This is a genomic window from Trinickia sp., assembly GCF_051961175.1.
Taxonomy (GTDB): Bacteria; Pseudomonadota; Gammaproteobacteria; order Burkholderiales; family Burkholderiaceae; genus Trinickia.
Map to the genome: position 1 here is coordinate 23453 of NZ_JBQCDN010000197.1, position 16414 is coordinate 39866.

Here is a 16414-nt window from a genome sequence, read left to right on the forward strand (position 1 = left end):
CTGGCCGCGCTGGCCGACCATGCCTGCACAAGGAGACGATAGACATGAGCGTATCGCCTGGCCCGCTCGCGGGCGTCAAGGTGCTTGAACTCGGGACACTGATCGCCGGGCCCTTCGCCTCGCGTTTGATGGGTGAGTTCGGCGCCGAAGTCATCAAGATCGAAGATCCGAACGGCGGCGATCCGCTGCGCAAGTGGCGCATGCTTTATCCGGAAACCGGCGGAACGTCGCTCTGGTGGGCGGTGCAGGCGCGCAACAAGAAATCGGTCACGCTGAATCTGAAGGCAGAAGAGGGCAAGCGGATTCTGCTGCAGCTCGCGCGGGAAGCCGATATCGTCGTCGAGAATTTTCGCCCCGGATTGCTGGAAAAGCTCGGTCTCGGTTACGACGTGCTGAGCGCTGACAACCCCGGTCTCGTCATGGTCCGCCTCTCAGGCTACGGTCAGACAGGGCCGTACCGCGACCGGCCCGGATTCGGCTCGATTGCCGAGGCCATGGGCGGTTTGCGGCATATCACCGGCTATCCCGAATTGCCGCCGCCGCGGATCGGGATTTCGATCGGCGATTCGATTGCCGCGCTGCATGCCGTGATCGGTGCGCTGATGGCACTTCACCATCGGCAGGCGAACGGCGGCAAAGGGCAGGTCGTGGACGTCGCGCTTTACGAGGCCGTATTCAACATGATGGAGAGCATCGTGCCTGAGTACGGCGTATACGGCGCTGTGCGCGAGCGTACCGGCGCATCGCTGCCGGGCATCGTGCCGTCGAACACCTATGCATGCAAAGACGGCAGCATCGTGATCGGCGGCAACAGCGATCCGATTTTCAAGCGGCTGATGGCAGCCATCGAACGTCCCGATCTCGCCGACGATCCGGCGCTCGCGCATAACGACGGCCGCGTGCCGCGCACGCACGAAATCGACGATGCGATCGCGGCTTGGCTCGCGCCCCGTACGATCGACGAAGCGCTCGAGATTCTGAATGCGGCCGACGTGCCGGTGGGCCGTATTTACAGCGCCGCCGATATGTTCGCCGATCCGCAGTTTGCGGCGCGCAAGATGATCGAGCACTTCAAGTGGCAGGACGGGCTCGATATTGCACTGCCCAACGTGACGCCGAAGTTCTCCGACACACCGGGAGGCACGCGTTGGCTCGGTCCGGCGCTTGGCGAGCACACGGACGAAGTGCTCGGTGCGATCGGCTACGGTCCTGCGGCGATCGCCGACTTGCGCGCGCGCAAGATCGTCTAGCTTTGGGCCGACAGCACGCGGCCGGATGCCTGCCCGAGAGGCCTCGATGCAGTGTGGGATGAAGCCGCACGGGCGTTCCTTTTTTTAAAGGAACGATTCGATGCGGATAGGGTCGACCGAGCGTTCAGACGGCCCCGGTCCTCGGTTACAATCGCCGGATGCGAATCCTTCTGAGCAACGACGACGGTTACCTCGCGCCCGGAATCGCGGCGCTTTATCATGCGCTGCAGCCGCTGGGCGAGGTGACGGTGATGGCGCCCGAGCAAAACTGCAGCGGCGCATCGAACTCATTGACACTTTCGCGCCCGCTCTCGGTCTGGCGTTCGGCGAACGGCTTCTACTACGTCAACGGTACGCCCACCGATTCGGTCCACATCGCGTTGACGGGGATGCTCGATCATCGGCCCGACCTGGTCGTGTCGGGCATCAACAACGGGCAGAACGTCGGCGAGGACACACTGTATTCGGGCACGGTCGCGGCCGCCACCGAAGGCGTGATGTTCGGCGTGCCGGCGATCGCCTTCTCCCTTGTCGAAAAGGACTGGGCTCATCTCGACGATGCGGCGCGCGTGGCGGCCGACATCGTCCGTCACTTTCTGTCTCATCCGTTGCCGTCGCACCCGCTGCTGAACGTCAACATTCCCAATCTGCCTTACGAGCAGCTCGGAGAATGGGATGTCACACGGCTCGGCAAGCGTCACCCGTCGCAGCCGGTCATCCGCCAAAACAATCCGCGCGGCGAGCCGATCTACTGGATCGGGCCGTCAGGGGGAGCGCTCGATGCCAGCGAAGGCACCGATTTCCATGCGCTGGCGAACGGCCGCGTGTCGATTACCCCGCTGCAGCTCGATCTCACCCACACTCAGATGATGGCGGCCACGCGCGAGTGGGCCCGTGCGGGGCGTCGCGATTCATGACGGGCGAACGCGCCAAACGCTTTCCGCTCGGGCTGGCCGATCTTGAGCGCAAGCCGCGCGCAGCGGCCGATGGCCGGGTCCGCCCGGACGAGCGCGTTCGCACGCGCGAACCGCTCAGCACGAGAGAGAGTGCGGTCCGTCGCATTGACACGCATCCGTCGCACACCGGCGACAAAATGGGCGCGCCCAACGTCCCGCTCACCAGCGCGCTTGCGCTGACATCGGAACGGGTACGGGAGCGAATGGTCGAACGGCTCAGGGCAAACGGTATTGCCGATGCTCGGGTGCTCGACGCGATCGCCGCGGTGCCGCGCCACATGTTCGTCGATCCGGGCCTCGCGACACAGGCCTACGAAGATGCCGCATTGCCGATTGGGCATCACCAGACGATCTCGAAACCGTCGGTGGTCGCGCGGATGCTCGAACTCGCATGTGCGGGCCGCACGCTCGACCGTGTGCTCGAAATCGGCACGGGTTGCGGGTATCAAGCGGCGGTGTTGAGCCGCGTGGCGCGCGACGTCTATTCGATCGAGCGGATCAAGCCGCTGTACGAGCGCGCCAAGCTCAACCTGCGGCCCCTGCGGGTGCCGAATATCCGTTTGCACTACGGTGACGGCCGCGTGGGTTTACCCGCTGCCGCGCCGTTCGATGCCATCGTGATTGCGGCGGCGGGGCTGGACGTGCCGCAGGCGCTGCTCGAGCAATTGGCGATCGGCGGCCGGCTGGTTGCGCCCGTGGGTTCACAGAGTGGACAGACTCAGGTTTTGACGCTTGTCGAGCGCGTCGCTGCGAATCAGTGGCGGGAGTCTCGGCTTGATCGCGTTTTCTTTGTACCTTTAAAATCCGGAGTGATTTGACACCGATGTTTACGTTGCGCGCGATGCAAACAAACAACGAACAGGCTTGGCTGACCGCCACTCAGCGCGTCGTCTGTGTGCTGGCCCTCACCACGCTCGCCGCATGTGCGACGCGGCTCGATCAAGCGCCCGTCGTCGACCGCTCGAGCGCGCTCTCGACAAACGCGGCATCCGCCGGAGTGCCGGGCGCGGCGCAGCCAGCCGTGCCGCTGGGCCCGCCGCCGCCCGGCTACTACCGGGTGAAGCCGGGCGATACGCTTTATCGCATCGCACTGGAAAACGGGCAGAACTATCGCGACATCGCTGCGTGGAACAACCTGTCGAATCCGAATCAGATCGAAGTCGATCAACTGCTGCGCGTGGTGCCGCCTGGCGCCAACGCGGCGGCAGTGACGCCCGGCGTTGCAACGGCGCCCGTGACGGCTGGCGGCAGCGTGCAGGGTGCACCGCTCGCGTCCTCGGCCACCGCTGGCGCGCCGGGCACGGCGAGTGCGAACGCTACCGTACCGCCGATCTACGGTACGGGGCCGGGCTCCACCGCAACCACCATTCCGCCGCAGCCGGCTGCCGGTGGCGCGGCGAGTTCGCCTGCCGCAGGCGGCGACGTGTCGTTCGGTTGGCCGGTGCACGGGCCCGTGATCAATGCGTTTGACGATAGCACCAACAAAGGGCTGAATATCGGCGGGAAAGCTGGCGACGCGGTGAAGGCCGCCGCGGCAGGACGTGTTGTCTATGCAGGAAATGGGCTGCGCGGGTACGGCAATCTCATTATCATCAAACACAACGCGACGTATCTCACCGCCTATGCACACAACCGCAGTTTGATGGTAAAAGAGGGGGACGCGGTGACGAAGGGGCAGCAGATCGCCGAGATGGGCAACAGCGATGCCGACCGCGTCATGCTGCACTTTGAGATCCGCCGACAGGGCAAACCTGTCGATCCGATGAAATACTTGCCGCCGCAATAAGCGATACGACCATGCCGACATCGAAGCGCCGCAAGCAGCAATCCGAAACGGACACGCTCAGCCGCGTCACGCACGACCTGGTGCACGACGCGGGCGCTTCGACGACCGAGGCTGAGGACGACCCCGCCGAGTCAGAGGGTGAGTTCGAGCAGGAAGGCGCCTCGGAGCAGGCCGAGGAAAACGGCGAAGAGCGGGAAGGGCGGGCCGAGCCGGGACCCGACCCAGACGACTTCCGCGCGCTTTTGCAGGCCGAACTGACGGCCGACACGATTCAGCACTATCTGAACCGCATCAGCGTGAAGCCGCTGTTGACGGTCGAAGAGGAACAGCGCTATTCGAGGCTGGCGAAGGCCGGCGAGTTCGAAGCGCGGCAGGTGATGATCGAGCGCAATCTGCGCCTCGTGGTCAGTATCGCCAAGGGCTATCTGAATCGCGGCGTGCCGCTGCTCGATCTGATCGAAGAGGGCAATCTCGGCCTCATGCATGCGATCGAAAAGTTCGATCCGACGCGCGGCTTCCGTTTTTCCACGTATGCGACATGGTGGATCCGCCAGAGCATCGAGCGGGCGATCATGAACCAGGCGCGTACGGTGCGGCTGCCGGTGCATGTCATTCGTGAGCTCAATCAAGTGCTGCGCGCGAAGCGGCACCTCGAAAAGAACTCCATGAACTCAGGCGAGGCGGTAGAACGGCGCGATGCCAGCATCGACGACATCGCCTACCTGACGGGCAAGACGACCGACGAAGTAACCGATATCCTCGCACTCAACGAGCATACGGCATCGCTCGACGCACCGCTCGATCTCGATCCCGCCAGCAGTTTGCTCGATCTGTTGTCCGACGATCAAAGCCAGTCTCCGGACGCGGAGGTGCAGCACCGCGAGTTGGAAACGCTTACACGCGCGTGGCTGTCGCGCCTGTCCGACAAGCATCGCCATGTCATCGAGCGGCGCTTCGGGCTGAATCACATCGAGCCGGCGACACTCGAAGAACTGGCTGACGAAATGGGCCTCACGCGCGAACGGGTGCGGCAGATTCAACAAGAAGCGCTCGTGCGCTTGAAGCGCTTTTTTGCGTCCAACGGCGTGCGCAAGGATGCGGTTCTTTAGACGTTCGTTCAGGCGCACATCCAGCCGGGCGCAGTTTTTCAGATATTCATGATTCCGATTCTCGTTTTCGACATCGAGACGATCCCCGATGTCGCCGGCATTCGCCGTCTCGACGATTTGCCCGATTCGATGACCGATGCCGAAGTGGCCGAGCATGCGTTCGCGGCGCGCCGAGAAAAGACCGGCAGCGATTTCCTGCCGCACCATCTCCAGCGCATCGCTGCGATCTCATGTGTGTTCCGCGACCGTACCGGCTTGCGTGTGCGTTCGCTCGGGAGCCTCGACGATGGCGAGGCGGCGCTCATTCAATCGTTCTATCGCGTGATTGAAAAGTACACGCCGCAACTCGTTTCATGGAACGGCGGGGGCTTCGATTTGCCCGTCTTGCATTACCGCGCCCTCGTGCACGGTATCGTCGCGTCGCGCTATTGGGATCTCGGCGGAGACGATCGCGAGTTCAAATGGAACAATTACATCAGCCGGTATCACTCGCGCCATACGGATCTCATGGACGTGTTGGCGATGTACCAGGCGCGCGCGAACGCACCGCTCGATGCGCTGGCCAAGCTGTGCGGTTTTCCGGGCAAGCTCGGGATGGATGGCGGCCAGGTGTGGACCGCTTTCCGTGAAGGACGTATTGAAGAAATCCGTAACTACTGCGAAACGGACGTCGTCAATACATACCTGCTGTATTGCCGCTTCCAGCTCATGCGAGGCGCCTTTTCGCCTGACGAGTATGCGGACGAAATCGCCTTCGTGAAGCAGTCTCTTGCGCAGGAGAGTGCGCCCCATTGGGCCGAATATCTGGCGGCTTTCACCGAGCCTGCGATCGCCCCGGCCGCGGCCGCGCCGCGTTAAGGGGCCACGGACTCGGGCTGGCTTCCTGGCTTGTGTCCTCGCATCTGATCTGCCGCGGCCGTTCAATCGAGTTCGAGTACGATCGGTTGATGATCGGAGGCCTGCGTCGTGCCGTCGATTTCGCAGCTTCGTAAGCGGCTACGCAAATCCTCGGTGACGAAGACGAAATCGCACGCAATCGGCCCGTTGCTCCATTGCGCCGTATCGTACACACCGGCCGTCGGCGGCGGCGTCGCGCCAGGGTGGAGCGTTGTCCAGGCGTCGATGAACCCTGGCGCATTCGCCAACGGGGCAACGAAGGCCTGGTATGCCTCGGACCCGAATTCGCTGTTGAAGTCGCCGCATACGATCGCGCTCACCGGCCGCGAAGTCGAGGCAAATGGGCCGGTGTCGTTCTCGGCGGGAGCCGGGTGTGCGGCGTGATCGGCGGCTTCCAACTGCAGGCGCCGCAGTGCATCGACTTGCGCGAGGCGCTGCTTCAGCGAATAGAATTCGAGATGCGTGACGAGAATGCGCAGTGGGCCGCGATTCGTCTCGACGACCGCCTCGAGCGCGACGCGTTGCATCGATGGCGCACCTGCGTCGGCAGGCCAAGGCAGCGAATGTCGGATGGCAAGGGAAGCCGGCAGGCGGGTGGCGATGGCGTTGCCGAATTGGCGGCGTGGCGGCGAACCGTCGAGCGACGGCAGATCGGCACCGATCGCGTCCAGCACGGTAAATCCCGGCAGGGCTCGCGCGATTTCTTCGAATTGATCGGGGCTTGGCCCGCCCGGTAAGGCGCCGAAGCCGCGCGTGATCTCCTGCATGCAGAGGACGTCAAAATCGGCAAGACGCTTGGCGGTGTCGATCGTCCGTCCGAGATCGACACGGCCTTGCGCATCGCGCCCCCATTGCACGTTCCAACTCACGAGCTTCACGTTTCGCCTCCGTCCGATTGCGCTGTTCGTCTACAATCTCGCCTTTCGTCCCATGTCCCTCAGGAAACCGCAGGTGTCCGAATTTCCCCGTAGTATCGCGCGTCGCCCCGAGCCCGGCGCATCGCCCGCCCAACCGCCCGCCATCGAGATCGATTCGCTGGATATGGACGCGCGCGGAGTCGGTCGTTTGACAACCGAAAACGGCGAGCCCGGCAAGGTCATTTTTGTCGAAGGGGCGTTGCCCGGGGAGCGCGTCACCTATTCGAGCTATCGCAAGAAACCCAGTTTCGAGCAGGCGCAGATCGTCGATGTTTTGCGAGCAAGCGCCATGCGCACGACGCCGCAATGCCAGTTTTTCGGCACCTGCGGCGGGTGCTCGATGCAACATCTCGATGAGCGCGCGCAGGTGGCGATCAAGCAGCGGGTGCTTGAAGACAATCTGTGGCATTTGTCGAAGATTCGGCCCGAGACCGTCTTCAGACCCATCCATGGGCCGTCATGGGGATACCGGTATCGCGCGCGACTGACGGTGCGTCACGTCGCCAAAAAGGGCGGAGTGCTCGTCGGCTTCCATGAGAAGAAGAGCAGTTACGTGGCCGATATGACGAGCTGCGAGGTTCTGCCCCCTCATGTTTCGGCGATGCTCGTGCCGTTGCGCCGGCTCGTCGAGCGTCTGTCGATCCGCGATCGGTTGCCGCAAATCGAGTTGGCCGTCGGTACCAGCGTCACGGCGCTCGTGCTGCGCGTGCTGGAGCCGATGACGCTCGAAGACGAAGCCCACGTGCGCGCGTTCGCCGACGAGCATGGCGTGCAGTTCTGGGTTCAGCCGAAAGGCCCCGACACGGCGGTGCCGTTTTATCCGCTCGACGTGGAACTCGATTACACGCTGCCGGAGTTTGGGATTCGGATGCCGTTCAAGCCGACCGATTTCACGCAGGTCAATCATGCGATCAACCGTGTTTTGGTGGGCCGGGCGCTGCGGCTGCTGAAACCGGCGCGTACCGATCGCGTCCTGGATCTGTTTTGCGGGCTCGGCAACTTTACGCTGCCGCTCGCGCGCCTCGCCCGCGAGGTGGTCGGCATCGAGGGCAGCGAAGCGCTGACGACGCGGGCGCTCGCCAACGCGAAGGTGAACGGTGTCGATCGCCATACGTCGTTCGCGTGTCGGAACCTGTTCGAGGTTACGGCCGACGATTTGCGAGCGTTGGGCCCGTTCGACAAGTTCCTCGTCGATCCCCCACGCGAAGGTGCGTTGGCAGTATCGAAGGCGTTGGCGGAGATCGCGCAAAGTGGGGAGGGATCGTTGCCGGCCCGGATCGTCTATGTGTCCTGCAACCCGGCGACACTCGCACGCGATGCCGGGCTCCTCGTGCATGAGGCAGGCTATCGGCTCAAGGGGGCGGGTGTCGTTAACATGTTCCCGCATACGTCGCATGTGGAATCGATTGCGCTGTTCGAGCGGGCCTGATAACGGATACCCGGCGAGTCAGCGTATTGCAGGGACGGTGCTGACGCGCGCAAAGGCAATGCGCCGCTCCCGCCGCTCCTGTTGGCCCCTGTTGGTCCCGGCTCCGGCTTCGGACAAATAGTGAGTGGCCCGAGAAAAGGCCCCCACGCGCATTCATGCGGATGGGGGCTTTGTCATGCTTGCGAATCCAGGTGCCGGATGCCCGAAACCTGAACGGAACCAGGTTTAAGCGGGGTGTGACCACCCCATCCGCATCAGTTCCGGTTGTTGCCGCCGAAAATGCCAAGCAGCGAGAGCAGATTGACGAACACGTTGTACAGATCGAGGTAGATCGCCAGCGTGGCCGAGATGTAGTTCGTTTCGCCGCCATTCACGACGCGCTGCACGTCGAACAGCATGAAGCCCGAGAAAATGACGATCGCGAGCACGGAGACCGTCAGCATCAGGGCCGGCAGGTGCAGGAACATGTTGGCGACCATCGCAATCAGAATGACGATCGCACCCATGAACAGCCACTGGCCGAGGCCGGAGAAGTCGCGCTTGCTGACCGTGGCGATCGACGCCATGGCGGCGAAGATGACGGCCGTACCGCCGAACGCCAGCATGATCAGCGACGGGCCGTTCGAGAAGTGCAGGATCATCGTCAGGAGCCGCGAGAGCATCAGGCCCATGAAGAACGTGAATCCCAGCAGGAAAACCACGCCCAGCGCGCTTTCCTTCGTGCGCTCGATCGCGAACATGAAGCCGAACGCGATCGCGAAAAAGGCCAGCATGCTCATCATCGGGCTGGTCGCGGCGAACAGCGAGAAGCCGGTGACAACGCCAAGCCATGCGCCCACCACCGTCGGCACCATCGACAGCGCGAGCAGCCAGTATGTGTTCCGCAGCACGCGGTTGCGGGTGCCCGCCGCGACGGCTCCGCCGCGGGCGACGTTGTACGGGTACTCGTTCATGCTTTCTCCTTGCGTAAAAACGCACTCGAATCGGGTCGTGCCCCGCGCCGGCATGCACGCCGCGCATTGGGTCACCCGCTTCCTAAGATCGGTCCTGAGAGCGCGAGTTTCAAGCTCTCGGTGACTTTTCAGACGAAGTTTCGTCTGAGTAAGGGATCGATCGCAATCATACACTGGAACATGCTACAATTGCAGATTCATTAGAATCTGTAACCCCTTAATTTTTTGGAGTTTTTATGGCGATCGAGCGTACCCTGTCGATTATCAAGCCCGATGCAGTGGCGAAGAACGTGATTGGCCAGATCTACAGCCGCTTCGAAAACGCGGGCCTGAAGATCGTCGCAGCACGCCTGGCGCAGCTCTCGCGCGCCGATGCGGAGAAGTTCTACGCCGTGCACGCCGCTCGTCCGTTCTTCAAGGATCTCGTGGAATTCATGATTTCCGGCCCCGTGATGATCCAAGTGCTCGAAGGCGAGAACGCCATCCTGAAGAACCGTGACCTGATGGGTGCGACGGATCCGAAGAAGGCCGAGAAGGGCACCATCCGCGCCGATTTCGCCGACAGCATCGATGCGAACGCCGTGCACGGTTCGGACGCCGCTGAAACGGCTGCCGTGGAAGTCGCATTCTTCTTCCCGGAAATCAACGTTTACTCGCGCTGATCGCCGGGCACGGCGTTAGCGAACGACGCTTGGCGCGGGCGGCCGCCCCGGCGCGCCGCCGCGCGAGACGCGGCGGCCACGGGCCAGCCGCATTGAAACAGCAGGATCCGACATGACGAGCAGTCCCTCCGTCAATCTTCTCGACCTCGATGCCGCGGGGCTCGTCGCCTATTGCGACAGCCTTGGCGAGAAGGCATTTCGCGCCAAGCAGCTGCAACGCTGGATTCACCAGTACAACGCCGCCGATTTCGACGGCATGACCGATCTCGCCAAGTCGCTGCGCACGAAGCTCAAGGATCGCGCGGCGATCGTGATGCCGCCCGTGGTCAGCGATCACGTCTCGGCCGACGGCACGCGCAAATGGCTCGTCGACGTCGGCAACGGCAACGCCGTGGAAACGGTGTTCATTCCCGAGGAGACGCGCGGCACGCTGTGCGTGTCGTCGCAGGCCGGCTGCGCCGTCAAGTGCCGGTTTGGCTCCACGGGCACGCAGGGTTTGTCGCGCAATCTCACCACCGGTGAGATCATCGGCCAGCTGCGCATGGCCGAATTCGCGCTGCGCGCGGCGTTGGGCCGCCCGCATGCGCCCGACAACAAAGGCGAGCGCGTCATCACGAACGTCGTGATGATGGGCATGGGCGAGCCGCTGCTCAACTACGATGCGCTCGTGCCGGCGCTGCGCCTGATGCTTGACGATAATGCGTACGGCCTGTCCCGGCGGCGGGTGACGGTGTCGACGTCGGGCGTCGTGCCGATGATGGATCGGCTCGGGGCCGATCTGCCGGTGGCGTTGGCTGTCTCGCTGCATGCGCCGAACGATGCGCTGCGCGACATGCTGGTGCCGCTGAACAAGAAGTATCCGCTGCGCGAGCTGATGGCCGCGTGCCGGCGCTATCTCGAAGTCGCGCCGCGCGATTTCATCACGTTCGAGTACTGCATGCTCGACGGCGTGAACGATACCGACGCCCATGCGCGCGAATTGCTTGCGCTGACGGCCGACGTGCCGTGCAAGTTCAACTTGATTCCGTTCAATCCGTTCCCGGAGTCGGGGCTCTTCCGCTCCAAGTCGGATCGGATCAAGCGCTTTGCACAAATACTGATCGATGCCGGTGTCGTCACCACGGTGCGTAAGACGCGCGGCGACGACATCGATGCCGCGTGCGGCCAGCTTGCGGGGGCGGTAAAAGACCGCACGCGGGTGGCTGAGCGGATGGAACGCGCCACGAATGGCCGGGGAAACAAGGTAATTGAAGTGCGGCCTGTGCGCTGAGCCAGGGGTGGGGCGCATGAGGCGGCGCTGTGTGCGCGCCGCCGACGGGCAGTGACATAGACGATCCGCGCATCGGGGGCATCGAACGAGCCCGTCGGGTGCGGAGTGGAAAAAGAGAATCGACGCGAGGATCAGGGATGAGTGAGTCGCAGCATCCGCAATCAGAAGGCACACAAGCGAGCGGGGGACGGGGAGGCACCGTGCCGCAGACGGCGCCGGGCGCCGCCTATGCGCCGCTCGACTCGCTGGCCGCGGTCGGCGCTCGCCTGGCGCAGTTGCGGGAAGCGAAGGGCTGGTCCGTCGACGACGTCTCCGCGCGTCTGAAGGTGTCGCCGAACAAGATGCGGGCACTCGAAGCGGGCGACATCAGTCAACTGCCGGGCACGACGTTCGCACTTGGTGTCATCCGCAGCTACGCCAAGATGCTCGGTACCGATCCGGAGCCGTTCGCGCAAGCGCTGCGGCGGGTCAAAGGCGAGCCCGAGCCCGATTTGTCGATGCCCGCCTCGACGGGCGCGGGTTTGCCGCGCGGGCGCGTCTCCGTGTCGCTTGGCGGCACGCCTAAGCACCGTTCATGGTGGTGGGGCGTGGCAGCCGGCGTCATCGTCGTCATCGCGCTCGCGATGTGGCACCAAGGCGGCGATTCCGCGGCCTGGCTCGCGCGGCTGAAGGCCAGCGCGGGCGGGATGGCCGCGAATCCGGGCGGCGCAGCATCGAACGCCGCGGTATCGGCTTCCGCCGCCGCGTCGTCGGGCGTCGTCGTGGCTCAGTCTCAATCGGCCGCCTCCTCGGACGCGACGGCCGCCTCCGAGCCGGCCGGTGCGTCGGCGTCGGCTGAAGCGAGCGCGCCGACGATCACGCCCCTCGAACCGACACCGGCTGCGCAAGCTGCTGCTTCCCAGCCGGCTCCGGCGCCGGCCGCCGCGCAAGGTGCGTCGGTTGTCGTCGCCGCGCCGGCCTCCGCCTCGGCCGTTACGCCGGCCCAGGCGCAAACCGAGGCAGCGGCACCGGCGTCGGCTGCGGCCGCGCAGCCGGCATCGGCAACGCCCGCGTCCGGTGCCGCGACGATCGGGGTCAAGGTGTCGCAGGACAGCTGGTTCAGCGTGCGCGACAAGAGCGGCAAGGAAGTGTTTTCGGGGCTGGTCCACGCCGGCGACACGAAGGAAGTGTCGGGCGTGCCCCCCTTCAAAATCACCGCGGGCAACCGCGCCGGGCTCGAATCGATGACGCTGGACGGACAAACCGTCGACGCGGCGAAGTTCGGTCCGAACAAGGGCAACGTCGCGCGTTTTACGTTGCCGTAACGGTTCAACGGGCCCAGCGCCGCAGCGAGTGCGCCGCGGCCCGTTCTCAATTTCGGGTGCGTAGCCGTTCGGACAGCTGCGCACGCAGCGTAACCAGGACTCATGGGTCTTTCGATGCCTACCGACAGCAGCAGTCAGATTTGTTCTTCCGTGCCGGTTTTCGGCGGTTCCGCGAAGCGTCGCGTTTCGCACGCGGTCGACGTCCGCTGGGGCGGGCAGCTCGTCACTATCGGCGGCGATGCGCCCGTGCGCGTGCAGTCGATGACGAATACGGATACGGCCGACGCGATCGGCACCGCCATCCAGGTGAAGGAGCTCGCGCAGGCGGGCTCGGAGCTCGTTCGCATCACGGTCAATACCCCCGAAGCCGCGCAAGCCGTGCCGGCCGTCCGCGAGCAGCTCGACCGCATGGGCGTGACCGTGCCGCTCGTCGGCGATTTCCATTACAACGGCCACTTGTTGCTGCGCGATTACCCCGCTTGCGCGGAGGCGCTGTCGAAGTACCGGATCAACCCGGGCAATGTCGGCCACGGGGCGAAGCGCGACACGCAGTTCGCGCAGATGATCGAAGCCGCCGCGCGTTACGACAAACCCGTGCGGATCGGCGTGAACTGGGGCAGTCTCGATCAGGATCTGCTCGCGCGCATGATGGATGACAACGCCGCGCGCAGCGAACCGTGGGAAGCCCAAAGCGTGATGTACGAGGCGCTGATCCAATCGGCCATCGGCTCGGCCGAACGCGCCGTCGAGCTCGGCTTGCCGCGCAACAAGATCGTGCTCTCGTGCAAGGTCAGCGGCGTGCAGGACTTGATCGCCGTTTATCGCGAGCTTTCGCGCCGCTGCGCGTTTGCGCTGCATTTGGGGCTGACCGAAGCCGGCATGGGTTCGAAGGGCATCGTCGCTTCCACCGCCGCGCTCGGCGTGCTGCTGCAAGAAGGCATCGGCGACACGATCCGTATTTCTCTCACGCCCGAACCTGGCGCGTCGCGCACGGGTGAAGTCATCGTCGGCCAGGAAATCCTGCAAACGATGGGCTTGCGTTCGTTCACGCCGATGGTGATCGCATGCCCGGGCTGCGGCCGCACCACCAGTACGTTGTTCCAGGAACTCGCGTCGCAGATTCAGAATTATCTGCGCGCGCAGATGCCCGTCTGGCGCGATCAGTATCCCGGCGTCGAAAAAATGCACGTGGCGGTCATGGGCTGCATCGTCAACGGCCCGGGCGAATCGAAGCAGGCCAATATCGGCATCAGCTTGCCGGGCTCGGGAGAAAACCCGGCCGCGCCCGTCTTCATCGACGGCGAAAAAGTCAAGACGCTGCGCGGCGAGCGGATCGCCGAGGAATTCCAGCAAATCGTGAGCGACTACGTCGAACGCAGCTATGGCCGCGCGAGCGTCGCGAATTAACGAGTCAACCGAACAACGATGACAGAACAGAAGAGAAAGCTCGAGAAGCTTGCCGGCGTCAAAGGCATGAACGATATCCTGCCGGCCGACGCGGCGCTGTGGGACTTCTTCGAAGCCACGGTCAAATCGATGCTGCGCGCGTACGGTTATCAGAACATCCGCACGCCGATCGTCGAGCACACCCAGCTGTTCACGCGCGGGATCGGTGAAGTGACGGACATCGTCGAGAAGGAGATGTACAGCTTCGTCGATTCACTGAACGGCGAACATCTCACGCTTCGTCCCGAAAACACCGCTGCCGTGGTGCGCTCGGCCATCGAACACAATCTGCTCTACGACGGTCCCAAGCGCCTCTGGTACATCGGGCCGATGTTCCGTCACGAGCGTCCGCAGCGTGGCCGCTACCGCCAGTTCCATCAAGTGGGTGTCGAAGCGCTCGGCTTCGCCGGTCCCGATACGGATGCCGAAATCATCCTGATGTGCCAGCGGCTCTGGGACGATCTCGGCTTGACCGGCATTCGCCTGGAGATCAATTCGCTCGGCCTGGCCGAGGAGCGCGCCGCGCACCGGGTCGAACTGATCGCTTATCTTGAAAAGCACGTCGACTTGCTGGACGAAGATGCGAAGCGCCGGCTTTATACCAACCCGCTGCGCGTGCTCGATACGAAGAACCCCGCGCTGCAGGAGATTGCGCAAAATGCGCCGAAGCTGATCGATTTTCTCGGCGACGTTTCGCTGGCGCACTTCGAAGGGCTGCAGCGGCTGCTGAAGGCGAACAACATTCCCTTCACGATCAATCCGCGGCTCGTGCGCGGCCTCGATTACTACAACCTCACGGTGTTCGAGTGGGTCACCGATAAGCTGGGCGCGCAAGGCACCGTGGCCGCCGGCGGCCGCTACGATCCGCTCATCGAGCAACTGGGCGGCAAGCCCACAGCCGCGTGCGGCTGGGCAATGGGGGTCGAGCGTATCCTCGAATTGCTGAAGGAGGAATCGCTCGTTCCGCAGGAGGAAGGATGCGACGTGTACGTCGTCCACCAGGGCGATAGCGCGCGCGAGCAGGCATTTATCATCGCCGAACGCCTGCGCGATACGGGCCTCGACGTGATCCTTCATTGCAGCGCCGATGGCGCGTCGGCCAGCTTCAAATCTCAAATGAAGCGAGCCGATGCGAGCGGGGCGGCTTTCGCGGTGATCCTCGGCGAAGACGAGGTGGCGAACGGTACCGTGGGCATTAAACCGCTGCGCGACGCGGCGGGCGGTGGCGAAAAGAGCGAACAACGCACCGTGGCGGTCGAAAACTTGACCGAATTTCTAATCAATGCGATGGTTGCAACCGCCGAAGACGGCGACGACTGACGTAACCGTCGCCGCTCATGACAAGAACGGCGCGAGACAAGAAGGAATCGCTTTGCGATGAGTTATCACGACGAACAAGAATCGATTGAGAGCTTCAAGGCTTGGTGGGCACAGTGGGGCAATGCGTCCACCTGGATCGTGCTCGTGGCGCTTGTCGCCGCGGCCGCGTGGAATGGCTGGCACTTCTGGCAGCGGCGCCAGGCGGCTCAGGCCGCGGTGCTCTACGAACAAGTGCAGCAGTCCGTTGCGGCCAAGGACAAAGCCGCCGTCGCGCGCGATGCCGGGGCGATGGAATCGCGCTATGGCCATACGGCGTACGGCGAGATGACGGCGCTTGCCGCAGCCAAGGCGCTCTATGAAGCGGGCGACACGGCAGGCGCGAAGGCGCAGCTGCAATGGGCGATCGATCACGCGAAGGACGACGAGTACAAGCAGATCGCGAAGCTGCGTCTGGCGGCCGTGCTGCTCGACGAAAAGGCGTATGACGCGGGGCTCGCCCTGCTGGGCGGTACGCCCGTCGAGGGCTTCCAAGGCGCCGTGGCGGATCGCCGGGGTGACCTGTTGGCGGCGGCGGGCAAGCGTGCCGATGCGCGTGGTGCCTACCAGCTTGCGCTGTCGTCGCTGGCCAAAAGCGATGCGTCCGCGCGGCAGCTCATTCAATTCAAGCTCGACGCGCTCGGCGGCTGAGCGGCGTGCGTTTGCTACGCTGTCTGCCGGTCTTACCTGAACAACCTTTGACGAAGCTTCGCTCACCGATGAATTTGCTGAAACGTTTCGCCGTGCCCGTCGCTTGCGCGATGACCGTCCTTGCGATGGCGGCCTGCTCGTCCACGAAAGACCCGCGCCGTGAGCCGGTGCCGCTCACCGAGGTCAAGTCTGTCTTCAATGTCGAGCAAGCCTGGAAGACGAGCGTCGGCAAGGCGGGGCGTTACTTCTTCTCCCCGGTCGTCGTCGGCGACGCCGTCTATGCGGCGGGTTCGGGCGGAACGGTCGCCAAGATCGACGGAAAGACCGGGCAGACGCTCTGGAGTACGAGCGTACACGCCGATTTGACGTCCGGCGTGGGCAGCGACGGCACGTACACCGCGGTCGGCGCGGAAAAGGGCGGCGTCGAT

General features: G+C 63.9%; 14 protein-coding genes and 2 pseudogenes. 14 read left to right on the forward strand and 2 right to left on the reverse strand.

What is annotated here, in order from left to right; translation table 11 throughout:
• Window positions 1-44: 44 nt before the first annotated feature.
• The 6 genes and pseudogenes from ACTHL0_RS11635 (at window position 45) to ACTHL0_RS11660 (ending at window position 5959) form a co-directional block, all read left to right on the forward strand.
• Window positions 45-1250: a CaiB/BaiF CoA transferase family protein gene (locus ACTHL0_RS11635; RefSeq protein WP_440566887.1), complete on the forward strand. Its 1206-nt coding sequence runs from the start codon at window positions 45-47 to the stop codon at window positions 1248-1250.
• Between the two features lie 158 nt (window positions 1251-1408).
• Window positions 1409-2167, forward strand: coding sequence for a 5'/3'-nucleotidase SurE (surE, locus tag ACTHL0_RS11640; RefSeq protein ID WP_440566888.1), 759 nt, complete (start codon window positions 1409-1411; stop codon window positions 2165-2167).
• Between the two features lie 167 nt (window positions 2168-2334).
• Window positions 2335-3024 (forward strand): annotated as a pseudogene (locus tag ACTHL0_RS11645) (protein-L-isoaspartate(D-aspartate) O-methyltransferase); the annotation flags it as partial.
• 5 nt (window positions 3025-3029) lie between these two features.
• The gene (locus ACTHL0_RS11650; protein ID WP_440566901.1) at window positions 3030-3992 is read left to right on the forward strand and encodes a peptidoglycan DD-metalloendopeptidase family protein; all 963 of its coding nucleotides are present in this window, start codon (window positions 3030-3032) and stop codon (window positions 3990-3992) included.
• Window positions 3993-4003: 11 nt separating this feature from the next.
• Window positions 4004-5101, forward strand: coding sequence for an RNA polymerase sigma factor RpoS (gene rpoS / locus ACTHL0_RS11655; protein ID WP_440566889.1), 1098 nt, complete (start codon window positions 4004-4006; stop codon window positions 5099-5101).
• Window positions 5102-5149: 48 nt separating this feature from the next.
• The gene (locus ACTHL0_RS11660; protein WP_440566890.1) at window positions 5150-5959 is read left to right on the forward strand and encodes a 3'-5' exonuclease; all 810 of its coding nucleotides are present in this window, start codon (window positions 5150-5152) and stop codon (window positions 5957-5959) included.
• Window positions 5960-6021: 62 nt separating this feature from the next.
• On the opposite strand, the gene ACTHL0_RS11665 is transcribed toward ACTHL0_RS11660, so the two are convergent.
• Window positions 6022-6876 carry an endonuclease/exonuclease/phosphatase family protein gene (locus tag ACTHL0_RS11665; protein ID WP_440566891.1) on the reverse strand — a complete coding sequence of 285 codons (855 nt, stop codon included), beginning with the start codon at window positions 6874-6876 and terminating at the stop codon, window positions 6022-6024.
• Between the two features lie 73 nt (window positions 6877-6949).
• On the opposite strand from ACTHL0_RS11665, the gene rlmD reads away from it, so the two are divergent.
• Window positions 6950-8344, forward strand: coding sequence for a 23S rRNA (uracil(1939)-C(5))-methyltransferase RlmD (rlmD, locus tag ACTHL0_RS11670; protein WP_440566892.1), 1395 nt, complete (start codon window positions 6950-6952; stop codon window positions 8342-8344).
• 254 nt (window positions 8345-8598) lie between these two features.
• Here rlmD and ACTHL0_RS11675 read toward each other — a convergent pair whose 3' ends face one another.
• Window positions 8599-9297 carry a Bax inhibitor-1/YccA family protein gene (locus tag ACTHL0_RS11675; RefSeq protein WP_440566893.1) on the reverse strand — a complete coding sequence of 233 codons (699 nt, stop codon included), beginning with the start codon at window positions 9295-9297 and terminating at the stop codon, window positions 8599-8601.
• A 236-nt stretch (window positions 9298-9533) separates the two neighbouring features.
• Between ACTHL0_RS11675 and ndk the strand changes: the two genes are divergently transcribed.
• From ndk to ACTHL0_RS11710, 7 genes and pseudogenes are all read left to right on the forward strand, one after another.
• On the forward strand, window positions 9534-9959 hold the full coding sequence (gene ndk, locus ACTHL0_RS11680) for a nucleoside-diphosphate kinase (RefSeq protein WP_440566894.1): 426 nt from the start codon (window positions 9534-9536) through the stop codon (window positions 9957-9959).
• A 112-nt stretch (window positions 9960-10071) separates the two neighbouring features.
• Window positions 10072-11229: a 23S rRNA (adenine(2503)-C(2))-methyltransferase RlmN gene (rlmN, locus tag ACTHL0_RS11685; RefSeq protein ID WP_440566895.1), complete on the forward strand. Its 1158-nt coding sequence runs from the start codon at window positions 10072-10074 to the stop codon at window positions 11227-11229.
• Between the two features lie 137 nt (window positions 11230-11366).
• Window positions 11367-12533, forward strand: a complete 1167-nt coding sequence (locus ACTHL0_RS11690) for a helix-turn-helix domain-containing protein (RefSeq protein ID WP_440566896.1) — start codon at window positions 11367-11369, stop codon at window positions 12531-12533.
• Between the two features lie 102 nt (window positions 12534-12635).
• A complete protein-coding gene (ispG, locus tag ACTHL0_RS11695) occupies window positions 12636-13940 on the forward strand; it encodes a flavodoxin-dependent (E)-4-hydroxy-3-methylbut-2-enyl-diphosphate synthase (RefSeq protein ID WP_440566897.1) in 1305 nt (434 codons plus the stop codon).
• Window positions 13941-13958: 18 nt separating this feature from the next.
• The gene (gene hisS / locus ACTHL0_RS11700) at window positions 13959-15299 is read left to right on the forward strand and encodes a histidine--tRNA ligase (protein WP_440566898.1); all 1341 of its coding nucleotides are present in this window, start codon (window positions 13959-13961) and stop codon (window positions 15297-15299) included.
• A 57-nt stretch (window positions 15300-15356) separates the two neighbouring features.
• Window positions 15357-15986: a tetratricopeptide repeat protein gene (locus ACTHL0_RS11705; protein ID WP_440566899.1), complete on the forward strand. Its 630-nt coding sequence runs from the start codon at window positions 15357-15359 to the stop codon at window positions 15984-15986.
• Window positions 15987-16054: 68 nt separating this feature from the next.
• Window positions 16055-16414: pseudogene (locus tag ACTHL0_RS11710) on the forward strand (outer membrane protein assembly factor BamB); the annotation flags it as partial.